Here is a 14,521-nt window from a genome sequence, read left to right on the forward strand (position 1 = left end):
ACCGAGGTTAAATTCGCTTTTACGCTGATGTGAAAATCCCTTCCTTGCTGGCGATCCTCTCCAGCAGTCAGAACCCGATAAATACTTTTTTGAAAGAATCAGCATTGTTTGTTAACCAAATCTTGCATTGATAATCGCAATGCGTATATTTCTCATTTGCTTTAAAGTTTTTTCACACTTGCGCGTAAACGCTTACGAGAGGGTTTTTGATTTCTCTGAGCATAAGCAGTCAGGCGATGCCCGCAGGATGCAGGGCCGTGATAATGGCAGCATAAAAACATAAAGATAATTGAGGAATTAATGAACGCCTTCGATCTTCAGCATCCCAGGATTAAGAACGTGATTGCTCTGCAACGTCCATTTCGCTTCTCGTTGCTGGCCGTGATTGTCGCCTCATCACTGGCACATAACATTGCGCATGCCGCAGAGACTCAGTCACCCGCTGCCAGCACTGACCAGACTCTGACCGTTACCGCTGCCGATAATGCTGCTGCGGTCTCTTCGCCCGAAACCGATTACAGCGTCCCGGTTACCCGTGCAGGCACAAAAATGCTGGGCACTGCGCGTGATGTGCCGCAGTCAGTCAGCATTGTCAGCAAGCAGCGAATGGCAGATCAGCAACTTCAGTCGCTGAATGATGTGCTGGCAAATACCACTGGAATCCGCGGCATCAGTGGGGATATGGACCGCACTAACTACTATGCGCGCGGCTTTATGATCGACAACTATATGGTCGATGGCATTCCCACTGCTTTTGCCGAACGCTGGAACCTGGGCGATGCACAGACCGATATGGCCCTGTATGAGCGCGTTGAAGTGGTTCGCGGCGCAACGGGGCTGATGACCGGGCCAGGCAATCCTTCAGCAGCCATCAATATGGTACGCAAACATGCGGACAGCAAAGAATTCGGCGGCACCGTCTCTGCCAGCTACGGCAGCTGGAACAAACAGCGTTATGTTGCCGATCTTTCGGCGCCGCTCAGTGAGTCAGGTAATGTGCGTGGCCGACTGGTTGCAGGCTGGCAGGATAACAACAGCTTCATCGAACGCTACGGCGCTAAAAAACAGTTCATCTATGGCGTAGTTGACGCCGATCTGACGGATTCTGCCACGCTCTCTGTCGGTTATGAGTTCAGTCAGATCAATACCGACTCCACCATGTGGGGCGGCGCACCACGCTGGTACACGGACGGCACACAGATTCATACCCGTCGCGGCTACAACACCGCGCCTGACTGGGCCTATAACGACAAAGAGAATCGCAAACTCTTTGTAAACCTGAAGCAGGATTTCGATAACGGCTGGAACATCACCCTGAACGGGGCGCACAACGAGATGCGTCTGGACAGTAAGCAGATCTATCTTGATGGCTATTTCGATCGCAATACCGGCGCGGGTGTCTCTTCCTATGCTGACTATCCGGTGGTGGGCGGAACCGGTTATAACACCGGCAAACGGAAAGTGGATGCAGTGGATGCTTTTGCCAGCGGCCCGTATGAACTGCTGGGGCGCCAGCATGAGCTGATGGTGGGCGTCAACTACACCCGCCAGGATAATAAGTACTTCAGCACCTTTGAGAATATCTCGTCGGCGTCGTTAGGTAACTATAACGACTTCAACGGCCAGTATCCGGAATCCAACTGGACACCGCGTCTGCCTGCCAGCGATACCCAACTGGTTCGCCAGAAATCAACTTACATGGCAACCCGCCTGTCACTTGCTGATCCGCTGCACCTGATTCTCGGCGCCCGTTACACCAACTGGAATCGCGAAACCTTAAGTGGCGAAGCGGAAGAAAACAACATTACGCCGTATGGCGGGCTGATTTATGACTTCGCCGAAAACTGGTCGGCTTACGCCAGCTATACCTCGGTGTTCCAGCCCCAGGATTACCGCGATGCCAGCGGTGCTTACCTGTCGCCGGTTATCGGTAAAAATTACGAGGCAGGCGTGAAATCTGACTGGCTGGACAGTCGCCTGACCACCTCCGTTTCAGTTTTCCGCACGGAGCTGGATAACGCAGGTGAAGCGACGACGCAGACCATTCAGGGCTCAGGAGATGTTGCCTACGTTGGCCGCAAAGGTGTTGTGAGTCGTGGTGTGGAGTTCGAAGTGAACGGTGCATTAACCGACAACTGGCAGATGACTTTTGGCGGGTCGCGTTACATCGCGGAAAACCGCGATGGCAGCACGTTTAACCCGCAACTGCCGCAGACCAGTTTTAACCTGTTCAGTAGCTATCGTCTGCCGACACTGCAGCAGCTGACGCTGGGTGGCGGCGTGAACTGGCAGACGCACGTCTGGAACGATGTCGGCGGCCCGGAAGGTAATGGCACCTGGCGCGCGCGGCAGGGCAGCTATGCACTGGTTGATCTATTCGCCCGCTATCAGGTGAACAAAAACCTGTCACTGCAGGGCAATCTCAATAATCTGTTCGACAAAGAGTATGACACCAACGTGGCCAGCTCTGTGGTCTACGGCGAACCGCGTAATTTTTCAGTGACCGCCAGCTACACCTTCTGATTTGTATCGTTGTAACGCCTGTGAAAAACGCCTCATTTGAGGCGTTTTTCACAACATAACAGGTCTGCACTCAGGTAAAACGTAGTGCCAGGTTAAAACCTTCAGTGGACTCCACCACAATCGCCTCAGGCTGCTCCTGAAATGCGATGTCACCCGTCACCGGCATTCCTTTTTTCGTCATTGCGCCGCCACAATCTGCAACGCGCGCGGCACCAGCTGGGTGAAGTACGCCACCGCCGGACCAATCAGCGCTTCATCCGGATCGAAAGCGGCATGATGCAGCCCAAACTGGCTGGCACTGCCGATGCTGACAAACGCGCCCGGCACCTGTTGCAGATAGAAGGCAAAATCTTCTCCGCCCATCTGTGGCGACTCCGCATGCTCCGCGAGATAGCCACTCTGTTCTGCAACGTCCAGAGCAACATCCACCCAGCCTGGCGTATTAATCAGGGCCGGCGGTCCCTCGGTCCACTCCAGTTCTGCGGTCGCACCAAACCCGGCGGCGATACCCTGAATCAGCGACCGCATGCGGTGCGGGATCTGCGCCCGAATCTCGCCGTTGTGAGTGCGTACGGTGCCCTCCAGCTCAACGCTTTGCGGCAGCACGTTCCAGGTATTACCGGCGGTAAAGCGCGTTACGCTCAGCACCACCGTTTCCAGCGAGCTGAATACCCGGCTCGGCAGGGTCTGCAGTGCCGTCACGATATGACTGGCAATCACGATCGAATCGATCCCCTCCTGCGGTCGTGCGGCATGCGCGCCTTTGCCCTCAATGCGGATCACAAAGCGGTCGACGTTGGCATAAAACGCACCCGCCCGGCTTTGAAGCATGCCCAGCGGCAGGTCAGGCGCATTGTGCAGGCCGAATATCGCCTGAACGCCTTCCAGCGCACCGGCTTCAATCAGCTGACGCGCGCCATTGAAAGCCTCTTCGGCGGGCTGAAACAGAATCCGCACCCGACCAGGCAGCGTCTCTTCCTGCTGTTTCAGTTGCAACGCCACACCGAGCATCACGGCGCTGTGAACGTCGTGACCACAGGCGTGCATCACGCCCGGCTGCTGTGATCGCCACGGTCGCTCGGTGGTTTCTTCAATCGGTAACGCATCAATATCCGCGCGCAGGGCGATCAGCGGTTCGCCATGACCGATTTCTGCCACGACGCCGGTTTTCAGCCCCAGCGGCTTCAGCCGGATTCCTGCCTGTTCCAGCCAGCGTGTAATCCGTTCCGTAGTGGCATATTCATGATTCGAAAGTTCAGGATGCTGGTGCAGTTCGCGACGCCACTGCACCAGTTGTTCAGTTAAAGGCAAAGTCATGGTATCCCTGTGTTTCCGGCATAAAAGATTTATCCATTGCCTCAGCAGGCGGAATCATCATCGAATGACGCAACACGCAGATAAAGTAACGATTTGGTCGAAGCTTATCTGAATAAAATCAATGCGGAAGTGAAGGAGATTTAATCAGTGTTCTGAGCGTGCGGAATGACAAACACTGTTTTGCCATCCCGCAATTTTTTTACAGCAGGGTAATGACTACTCCACGCATAATTTTCGCTGTCCTGCACGCAGGAATGCGCTGACCAGACCCAGCCAAAGCAGACCGCAGATCAGATTCACTATGCTAAAACCACCGTTGCCGAAGCTGAAATACGCAGTTTTGGCGGCTTCAATGCCGAGTGCAATGATCAGAATGCTCACCATCCCAAGCATCGCCGCCACACTGCCTTTGCCTGCGTTGCTGGAAAAAAGCGTCATGCGATAGAGCCCGGCGTTGACCAGTCCGGTGCCAAAACCGTAGAGACTCATTCCGGCAGTCAGCCACAGATAGCTGTCTGGGTTAATCATGGTGGCGATCGCTGCAATGGTCAGTCCGCAGACCACAGGCCATGCACCGAGTCTTACAGGCTGTTCAATGGGCAGACGGCTGGATAATCGACCCAGAGTCAGATTACCTGCAATCATGGCGGCAAAAACCGGCAGCTGTAACAGCGCATAGTCGATGCGGCTCAGTTGCGCACCGTGGATCAAAATCACGGGCGACAATGCTACCCAGGCAATGCAGGGCACGGTGACCAGCCCGATCGCCAGCGAGCCGCGCATCACCTGAGGTTCTTTTAGCAATAAGGCATAACCGCCAATAATCGAACGCAGCGACAGCGGTTTCTGACGATCGCCCGCCGTTTCAGGCATGGCATACCATAGCCCGGCCAGCGCCAGCGCCGCGACAGCCCCAATCAACCAGAACAGGGTGCGCCATTCTCCCACGGTAAGAAAAGCTGCGCCCGCCAGCGGCCCGGCCAGTGGGGCCAGCAGGGCGACGTTGGCCATCAGCGCCATCATTTTAATACTGAGCGACTCTGTGAACGCCTCCTGTATCGCTGCGTAACCTACCGCCCCGATAAAGCAGAGGCTCATGCCCTGAAGAAACCGCAGCAGGATGAACTGTTCAATACTCTGTACCCAGTGGGTCGCGATGCAGGAGAGCATAAAAAACGCCACGCCGCTGAGCAGCACCGGACGCCGCCCGATCCGATCCGAGAGCGGTCCAAGCAGCCACTGCAGCAGAATGCCACCCGCCAGATAGGCGGTCAGCGAGGTAGAAACCCATTCAGGCCCGACCTTAAATTCCTGTGTCACCAGCAGCATGCCGGGCTGGATCATGTCATGGGCGATATAGGTGGCAAACTCGAATAAGACCAGCGACAGCGGAAAGATGAGATGTCGGCGGGTCAGTTGCGCCACCGGGAGAAAAGAAGCCATGATGAATACCTGCAATATAACCATTAAAAAGCGGCCACCGAAGTGACCGCATTAAACCGGAGTGACAGTGTAACGTTTAGCGCCAGCGGGCAATCGGGTTGACAAGCGTACCCGCGAATTTAAGATTCTCGGCGGGGTCGGCAAGGTTGATCATCTGCTGATTATTCGCCAGCTGCAGGCGGTTCAGACAGGAGCGGGTAAACTCCGGCGCAAACATGTCATAACGGGCGAACTTAGTGGCATGCTCGGGATGCGCCTGCTGATAATCCTTCACGCATTGCGCCACCGCCTGCCAGAAATCCTCTTCCGGCAGCGTTCCTGACTGATGCAGAATCGCGCTGATAAAGCGGAAGATGCAGTCAAATACATCGGTAAAGATCGACAGTAATTTGAGGTTCTCCGGCACATCCACCGCCAGGCGCTGAACACCCTCCGGCAGCACGGCATCCGGGTTCATCACGGCAATCTCTTCGCCGATATCCTTCATGTAAGCACTGACTGGCACGTTGTTCTCCAGCAGCATGATCAGGTTTTCACCATGCGGCATAAACACCAGGTCATGCTGATAGAAGCAGTGCAGCAGCGGGCTGAGGTAGCAGGTGAGATAGCGATCAATCCACTGCTTCGCCGGCAAACCGGAGTCGGCAATCAGTGCAGGCAGCAGAGCCTGCTGATGGTGATCAACGTGCAGGAATGAGGCCATGGTCATCAGACGCTGGCCAGGTTGCAGGCTGGCCGCGGGATTATCCCGCCACAGCGCTGCAAACATCTTTTTGTAGGCGGAATCGCCTTTGATCGCCTGCTCGTAATAGCGGTTGTGATAGCCGACGGAAGCGACTTCGCGCAGGATACGGAAATCACAGCGTTGAAGCCACGCATCCCCCGCCACCAGCTGTTCCAGCCAGCCGTTAATGGCAGGGGTTGTCGCCATATAGTAGGGTGACAGACCGCGCATAAAGCCCATGTTCAGCACCGACAGTGCGGTTTTCACATAACGCTTAGAAGGCTGGCTGCGATTAAAGAAGGTGCGGATGGACTGCTGCGCCTGATAAGCATCGTCGCCGCTGCCAAGATAAACAATATCGTGATTAGCGATGTCCGCCGCAAACACGGTCAGCAGTTTGTTCTGCCACTGCCACGGATGCACAGGCATCAGGATATAGTCCTCAACCGCCAGCCCTTTATTCACCAGCTGCGTATTGAAGTGTTCCACGGTGGTGTCGCCCAGCTCATCACGCATCAGCTGTTCATAGCTCAGCCCGCTAAGGCTGGAGAAATGGGCATTGCGGCGGTGAACAGCGACCCAGATAAGGTGTACGGGCGCGGCGGCTTCCGGCGCATAGGCCAGATAATCCTGCGCATCGAAACCGATACGTCCGTTGTTAGCGACGAAGCAGGGATGGCCTTCGGTCATTGCCGCTTCCACGGTCTGGAAATCGGCTGTGACCAGCGCTTGGCTGTCGGGATTATTCTTCTGAAGTTTATACACGCTGCTGCACAGTGTGCTGCTGATCTCCTCCATATAGGTCGCCAGCAACGCCTGCGGAATGCCAATCTCGCCATTGAATTCCACAATAAACTTCAGCGCATCCAGCGGCAGATCGCGACCATTCTCCTGCTTGCGTAGTGACTTCGCGTCGATTTCCCAGTGATCCAGCGCCAGCCGCGCCGCCTGGAAATGGTACGTTGCTTCACCGCCCGGCACCGCCAGTTGATAGCTGCCATCCTGCGATGCCTGCGGCGTGATGATTTTTTCATGCGTGAACTCGGCAATCGCTTTGCGGATCAGCATGCGGTTGGCCTGTGTCCAGTTGTCGCCCGTCAGATGTGTGCCGTCGGTCAGTGAAGCGGAGGTATTCATAGTCTGCGACTCCTGCAGTAACGCGTGTTGATAATCGTCACGCTGGCAAAAGGCCAGCCAGGCGGTTTTATGGCCCATGTCGATGGTGTGCTGATAGCGGAATCCGGCGCGTTTATTCAGCACGTGGATTTTTTCATTGCGCACGTCCGGCTCTACCACGACACGGTTTACCTCAGGGCGGCTGAACATGTAGTCCATCACCAGCGTGAAGACCTGCCAGCTAAAGGCTTTGATTGGCTGGCTGGCCGGAGCAATCAGAATGTGCATGCCGTAATCATCAGGCGCGGCCGGATAAAACGTGCCGACCTCGTCGTCGCGGGCGCGATAACACTCAATCAGGCAGATGGGCTTGTCATTGCAGCAGCCAATCAGCGCGGCATGAGGATCGGATGCGGTCAGCGTCTGATAAAACGCCGCGACCTGTTCCAGACTCTGCTGCTGCATGCCCCAGAAGCGCGCGTAATCACGGGTGACCCAGCTGTGGATGAGTGACGCATCGCTCTCAAGCATCGGTCTCAGGGTAAACTGGCCTGCGGGACGATCGGCCCTGAACAGTATTGGTGAACTCATCTCAATGCTCCGATTTAGCCGGGAAAGTCTGGAAGGCGATCTGACGCTCGATGGGATACACCTCGCGTCCGGTCAGTTCACGCAGCAGGACTGAGTTGCGGTAGCAGGCCATGCCGAGATCCGGCGTGACAAAACCGTGGGTATGCAGTTCGGCGTTCTGCACGAAGATCTGATTGTGATGATCGATGCTGTAGTTGCGCTGAACGTCATAGCGGCCTTTGTCATCCCAGCGCAGGCGGGCGTGGATACCCTCTAAAAACATCGGTGGCTGGTAGTGATAACCGGTCGCCATCACCAGTCCTTCGGTGCGACGGGTGAAGGTGCAATCCTGCTCTTCCTGATGCAGCGTCAGTTCGAATTCGCCCTGTGGCAGCCAGCGCATAGCGGTAAGCGCCGAGTGAGTAAAGAGATTGACGTTGAGATCGCCGTCGAGCTGCTTCACATACATCAGGTCGTAAATGTCATTGATTAAGCTGCTGTTAATTCCCTTGTAGAGATTCTTGTGACGGGCATTCAGCTCGTCACGTGTGCTGGCGGGCAGGGCGTGGAAATAGTCCACCCACTCCGGCGAGGTCATCTCCAGCGTCAGCTTGGTGTACTCCAGCGGATAGAAGCGCGGCGCGCGGGTGATCCAGTTGAGCTGATAGCCAAAGCGGTCGATATCGGTCAGCAGATCGTAGTAGATTTCCGCTGCACTCTGGCCGCTCCCCAGCACGGTAATCGAACGCTTCTGCTGCAACTCCGCTTTGTTGGCCAGATAATGGCTGGAGTGGGTCAGGCGCTGGCGGTGCGGCTGGCTGCACGCCGGCATCCAGGCTTTTGGCCCGGTGCCGAGCACCAGATGACGCGCCTGATAGCGCTGTTTCTCTCCGCTTCGGGTGTCGGTCACCTGGAGGTGATAAATGCCGGTCGCTTCATCGTAGCTGACATACTCCACATGGCTGTTCCAGCGCAGATTAGACAGACGCGAGCTGGCCCACTGACAGTACTGGTTATACTCTTTGCGCATCAGGAAGAAGTCTTCACGGATATAAAAAGAGTATAGTTTTCCTTTTTCCTTCATGTAGTTAAGCAGGCTGTACGGGCTGGTGGGATCGGCAAGTGTCACCAGGTCGGCCATAAACGGCGTCTGCAGATGGGCGTTTTCCAGCATCATGCCGGTGTGCCAGTCAAAGCCGGGATTCTCATCCAGGAAAATACCATTCAGTCCCTCAACCGGCTCACTCAGACAGGCCAGGCTCAGGTTGAAAGGGCCAATGCCGATGCCAATAAAATCGTAAACAGGATTATTCATTTCAGATCGCTCCCTGATTAGCCGCGCTCAGCGCAGAGGCACGAACCTGTTCGCGGCCGTAATGCGCAATCAGGCTCAACACATCTTCGAGGTCGGCAATGGTGGTAGTGGGATTTAACAGGGTGAATTTCAGATACTGACGTCCATCCACTTTGGTTCCGGCAATCACCGCATTACCGGAACGGAATAGCGCTTTACGGATGGCGGCGTTGATCTCGTCGATCTGCGCGTCACTGGCATGTTTGCCGGGAATGTAGCGGAAAATCTGGGTAGTCAGCTCAGGCGCGTGCAGCACTTCAATGGCCGGATGCGCCGTTAATAGCTGGTGCGCAGCCTGTGTCAGATCGATCAGGGTATCGAAGGCATCACCCAGCGCCGCCGGGCCCATGACGCGCAGTGTCAGCCACATTTTCAGCGCATCAAAACGGCGGGTGGTCTGAATGCTTTTGTTGACCAGATTCGGCGTGCCTTCCTGCTGGGCGCTGAGCGGATTGAGGTAGTCCGCATGGTGCGTGACATGCTTCAGATTCTGGCTGTCCCGCACAAAGAAGGCGCCACAGCTGACGGTCTGGAAGAACGATTTGTGATAATCAACGGTCACGGAGTCCGCGCGCTCAATGCCATTCAGGCGGGAACGATGATTTTCAGAGACCAGCAGGCCACAGCCATACGCGGCGTCAACGTGCATCCATAAACCGTAATCGTCACAGAGACGGGCGATTTCCGGCAGTGGATCGATGCTGCCAAAGTCTGTGGTGCCGCTGGTGGCGACCACTGCAATCGGGATTAGCCCTTCACTGCGGCAACGCGCGATCTCCTGTGCCAGACATCCCGCGTCCATGCGGTAATGGTCATCGTGATCGACGGCGATAACCGCGTCATAGCCCAGACCGAGAATCGCCATCGATTTCTGGATGCTGAAGTGGCTGAGTTTCGAGGTAAACACCCGCCATTTCGAGGCAGTTTCAGGCAGGCCACGATGCTTAATCAAATGTCCCGGATGATGTGCGGCACACCAGCTGTCACGCGCCAGCAGCATTGCCATCAGGTTGGATTGGGTACCGCCGCTGGTGAAGATCCCATCCGATCCGGCTGGCAGACCGATACGGCCAAGCGTCCAGTCGATCACCTTCTGCTCAATCAGGGTGCCGCCTGCGCTCTGATCCCAGGTATCGACCGAGCTGTTGACTGCCGCCATAATCTGCTCTGCCATCAGCGAGGGCAGCACCACCGGGCAGTTCAGGTGCGCCAGGTATTTAGGATGGTGAAACCAGACGGCGTCACGAAGATAGAGCTGGCTCAGCTCCGCCAGTGCATCCTCGTTGTTGCCGAGTGGGTGATCGAGATTGACCTCGCTGAACTCCGCCGCCAGTTCGTGGGGCAGAATGCCGCTGAAGGGCTTCTCTACGCCGGTAACGGTGCGCGTCATCAGCGTTAGCACTTCCTGAGTCTGCTGCGACCAGGCCGCCAGTTGCTGATCGTTAAAAATGGCCGTTTCGGCACCGCTGGCGTTGGAGGCTGGCGCGAGATCCAGAGCCGCCTGTGTGGATGAGCGTAAAAGCATGTTCAGTTCCTGTGCGTTAATACCAGTGACCCTGCCGGCATTAAGCCAGCAGCGTTGGATGTGCGCTCAACAACTCCAGTAAACATAAATCTGACTAACCAGATAAAAATCCTGACAACCAAAGACGCCAGGGTTTTAACCTTAAAAAAATAAATACCGCATATTATTTGTGGACTTTGCAGCGTTTAACGCTTTGTTATATGCGGATGAGAGTGTAAATGTTAATCATTATCATTCAATTTTTTTATTGTTAAATTTTATCTATTAGCCGGACTAATGTTGTAAATGTGATATAGATCACATTTTGTGTTCGGAATAGTCCTTTTTTAGTGTGATTAGTGCCAGAAGATGTCAGTGAATCTGTGTGACGATGAGGCGTTTCAGGTCAGGGATGAGCGTAACGAGCGTAAATTACGGCTATTGTCGGCACAGGTGAGGGGGATTCTGATAAGGACCAGGAGGGGAATGAAGAGCCGATGAAACACACGCCCAGAAAGGGCTAATCGCCCTTTCTGGGTTAGTACACTTTCTTTTTACCCTGCATTCGTTTCAGCAGGTGCCTTCTTTTTGGCCATGAAGTTATAAATCACTAACAAGCCAAAAATACCGGTGATGATCATTGTGATGGTTCCTTTGTCCATAAAGTGAGCCATATTGCCAAGCAGAATGCCGGTCACGCCGAAGTCGGTATCCGAGAAGGTCGTATTGGTCAGGCCAATCTGTCCCAGCACCGGTAGCAGGGCGACAGGCAGGAAGGTAATCAGCAGGCCATGGGCAAAGGCACCGCAAATCGCCCCGCGTTTGCCACCGGTGGCATTACCAAATACGCCCGCCGTAGCGCCACAGAAGAAGTGGGGCACAACACCCGGCAGAATTAATACCCAATGCAGTTGACCGAGGACAAACAGCCCAACCAGGCCACCAACAAAGCTGGAGATAAAGCCGACCAGCACCGCATTCGGGGCATAAGGGAAAACAATCGGGCAATCCAGCGCGGGTCTTGCATCCGGTACCAGTTTTTCTGAAAAGCCGGTAAAGGCCGGAACGATCTCAGCCAGGATTAAGCGCACCCCCTGCAGAATAATAAATACGCCCGCCGCAAAAGTTATGGCCTGAATAAACGAGTAAACCAGGTAGTTCTGACCATGACTGAAGTTGGCCTCTACATACTCTTTACCTGCTGACACCGACAGGATTAAGTAAATAATCATCATCGTTAGCGAGATGGAGATCGTGCTGTCGCGCAAAAAACTGAGGTTTTTTGGCATGTTCATCTCTTCGGTGGATTTAGAACCTTTACCCACTAAAGAGCCGATCCAGCCAGATAAGACATAGCCAATGGTCCCGGTATGCGCCAGCGCGACATGGTCGCCCCCGATGATCTTACGCATATAAGGCTGTGCAATTGCCGGGAAGGTGGCCATCAGAATACCCAGAAGCAGTGAGCCGGTGTAAATAAGCTGCACACCTTCAAAACCGGCAACTGATAAAATAATCGCGATCATACAGGCCATATAGAAGGTCACATGGCCGGAAAGGTAGATATATTTAAGTCGGGTAAATCGGGCAACAACGATGTTGGCGACCATGCCGAAGGCCATGATCATCGTGGTTGGCGCACCATATTTTGCCAGTGCGATAGAGACCATTGCTTCGTTATTAGGAATGATGCCCTGAACATCAAATGCATGTTTAAAAATGTCGCCAAGTGGTGTCAGGGAACCAACCAGAACGGTCGCTCCGCCTGCCAGCACCAGGAAGCCCAGAATGGTTTTAACCGTGCCCTTAATAACGTCAGGAAACGGCTTCTTCTGCGCAATCAGTCCGAAACATGCCACCAGTCCGACTAATATTGAGGGCACTTTCAGCACGTCGACGACGAACTGCAAAAGATTTTGAGTAAACATATTAACCTCGAGGGTAAGGTGTTTATCTAATTATTAGCGTCAGTTTTTCTCAAAATACTCGCGTATTTTTTGTTCCACTTCTTTCAGGTCAATAATGTTGTTAATGATGATAACCTTCTGTTCAGGAAGGTTGGCGCTGTAGGCAATATCTTTTGCCATCACAAAAACATCCGCCACATCGGGCGTAACAGAGCCGAGATCAGAATGTTCAACTTCCGCTTCAACACCAATAGTTTTAAGCACCTTCTTAATGTTCATTTCCATCATGAAGCTGCTGCCCAGACCTGAACCACAAACCGCCATAATTTTCATATCTCACCTCATTCACTGTTGATCACATGTCGTGTTTTAGCGGGCAGTTCAGACGCCCGATAAAATTGTTATCAGCGCTTCTTTACTGGTCGCCCTGAAGAGTTGTGTCATGATCGCTTCATCAGACAGAACTTCTGCAAGCTCGGAAATCATTTCGATATGGCTATTGCTGTCCGGCGCGGCAAACATAAAAATGGCCTTTACCGGATCGTTCTCTTCAGAGTCAAATTTCACCGCTGTGCCCAGCAGCACAATCGAGAGCCCCAGTTTGTGCGCGCCCTGTTCCGGACGGGCGTGAGGCATTGCAATCTGCGGAGCGATGACGAAAAAGGGCCCGATCTCCTCTTTTTGCTGAATGATCGCATCAATGTAATCCTGCGAGATTGTGCCCTCACTGAGCAGAGGACGCCCCGCAATGACGAGTGCTTCCTGCCAGTCAGCAACGCTTTCGACGTACTGGATTTTCTCGTTGTTTAACCACTTAGCCAGGTGTGACATCGCCTTGCTCCTGCTGAAAATGCCTGAATATGTACAGTCATTTTTTATTAAAACGCCTTTCATCCCTTTTTGACTGAACCTGCAGGCAACCTGCGTCCACTCACTGTGCGGGAAAATAAAGGCAGTCCGATTCGTAAAAGAACGTTTTATCAAGCCGTTAAGAAATAACGCGTTTCTTAGCGTGCACATAAAATTAAATTTCACTTTAACCGGTACATCTGTACATGTTAAAGATGTCTAGTCATCTGGATAATGTCCTTCGACGTGTACGGACACAACATGTAAAGTTAAAATTTGGCTGAGCAGGCTTAACATCAGTGCCAATTTGATAAGTTGATCACATATTCAGCGAGCCGTAGTGGTACTCATCCGGCAATGTCAGGCAGAACTGTACTGACACGGATTAGAGGGAGACCGTCCTTCACGCAAATGGGAAGAAAGCCAATGGCTGATGGCATTACTGAAAAGCAAAAAGAGGTGGTTAATTACATCCTCAATAAAATTAAGGATGATGGGCTTCAACCCGGAGAAAAGCTGGACACCGAAATATCAATTGCCAAAAATATCGGCATTACACGCGCAACGGTGCGTGAGGCGACACGTATTCTGGTAGAGCAGCAGAGAATATATCGGGTAAAAGGATCGGGTATTTTTGTGGGTTCCGCGGAGATAAGTAGCCAGGCTCACCGATATCATGTGCTTTCACCTTTTGATTATCAGGCTCAGAGAAATGGCCATAAAGGTGTCAGAAAAATTATCTCTGTCAGTATCGTCAGGGTTCCTTCAGCGGACATGGCCCAGGCACTGCGTATCAAGAGCAGCGATCAGATTTATAAAATTTTACGTCTGATGTGTTTTGACGATATTCCGGTGGCACTGGAGCATATCCACCTGCCAGTAAACCTGTTCAACAGCATGGAATTCAGCAAGCTGGAAATCTCCAAATATGCCTATATTGAAGAGGTGACAGGTAAAAAAGTCCAGCTCAGAGACCAGCATTTAACAGCCGTCAATCTTGCGGATACACAATCACTTACGTTACTTAATTTAGCGGAAGGCGATGCGGTCATTCAGCTTAATGAAACGGTTTATCTCGACGACGGCATTCCCTGTGAAGTCAATGTGGCGATTATCAATACCCGGTATTTTCCTCTGAAACAAAACTCGCAGCGACCTTAACTAAAATAATGTTTTAGTCACTTATCTTTCCTCAATTGAAAGCTCAGTATGCT

General features: G+C 53.3%; 10 protein-coding genes. 2 read left to right on the plus strand and 8 right to left on the minus strand.

Going from position 1 to position 14,521, the window contains the following annotated elements; translation table 11 throughout:
• The first annotated feature begins 300 nt into the window (after positions 1–300).
• On the plus strand, positions 301–2,523 hold the full coding sequence (fhuE, locus tag IAI47_RS19965; protein WP_187961296.1) for a ferric-rhodotorulic acid/ferric-coprogen receptor FhuE: 2,223 nt from the start codon (positions 301–303) through the stop codon (positions 2,521–2,523).
• 177 nt (positions 2,524–2,700) lie between these two features.
• Here the strand turns inward: fhuE and IAI47_RS19970 are convergent, their stop codons facing one another.
• From IAI47_RS19970 to IAI47_RS20005, 8 genes are all read right to left on the minus strand, one after another.
• Positions 2,701–3,840, minus strand: a complete 1,140-nt coding sequence (locus IAI47_RS19970) for an amidohydrolase (protein WP_008924640.1) — start codon at positions 3,838–3,840, stop codon at positions 2,701–2,703.
• 216 nt (positions 3,841–4,056) lie between these two features.
• A complete protein-coding gene (locus IAI47_RS19975) occupies positions 4,057–5,283 on the minus strand; it encodes an MFS transporter (protein ID WP_008924641.1) in 1,227 nt (408 codons plus the stop codon).
• Between the two features lie 76 nt (positions 5,284–5,359).
• Positions 5,360–7,714 (minus strand): GNAT family N-acetyltransferase, encoded by a 2,355-nt coding sequence (locus tag IAI47_RS19980; protein ID WP_008924642.1) that lies wholly within the window; start codon positions 7,712–7,714, stop codon positions 5,360–5,362.
• A 1-nt stretch (position 7,715) separates the two neighbouring features.
• Entirely contained in the window at positions 7,716–9,008 is a 1,293-nt protein-coding gene (locus IAI47_RS19985; RefSeq protein ID WP_008924643.1) for a lysine N(6)-hydroxylase/L-ornithine N(5)-oxygenase family protein, read from the minus strand.
• Between the two features lies 1 nt (position 9,009).
• Positions 9,010–10,572 carry an aspartate aminotransferase family protein gene (locus tag IAI47_RS19990; RefSeq protein WP_008924644.1) on the minus strand — a complete coding sequence of 521 codons (1,563 nt, stop codon included), beginning with the start codon at positions 10,570–10,572 and terminating at the stop codon, positions 9,010–9,012.
• 533 nt (positions 10,573–11,105) lie between these two features.
• The gene (locus IAI47_RS19995; protein WP_008924645.1) at positions 11,106–12,479 is read right to left on the minus strand and encodes a PTS ascorbate transporter subunit IIC; all 1,374 of its coding nucleotides are present in this window, start codon (positions 12,477–12,479) and stop codon (positions 11,106–11,108) included.
• Positions 12,480–12,518: 39 nt separating this feature from the next.
• Complete coding sequence (locus IAI47_RS20000; protein ID WP_003855084.1) at positions 12,519–12,791, minus strand: PTS sugar transporter subunit IIB; 273 nt, start codon at positions 12,789–12,791, stop codon at positions 12,519–12,521.
• Between the two features lie 48 nt (positions 12,792–12,839).
• Entirely contained in the window at positions 12,840–13,289 is a 450-nt protein-coding gene (locus IAI47_RS20005; RefSeq protein WP_008924646.1) for a PTS sugar transporter subunit IIA, read from the minus strand.
• A 444-nt stretch (positions 13,290–13,733) separates the two neighbouring features.
• Here IAI47_RS20005 and IAI47_RS20010 point away from each other — a divergent pair, with 444 nt between their 5' ends.
• A complete protein-coding gene (locus IAI47_RS20010) occupies positions 13,734–14,468 on the plus strand; it encodes a GntR family transcriptional regulator (RefSeq protein ID WP_003855087.1) in 735 nt (244 codons plus the stop codon).
• Positions 14,469–14,521: the final 53 nt, after the last annotated feature.

It is taken from the genome of Pantoea sp. MT58, assembly GCF_014495885.1.
Lineage (GTDB): Bacteria > Pseudomonadota > Gammaproteobacteria > Enterobacterales > Enterobacteriaceae > Pantoea > Pantoea eucalypti.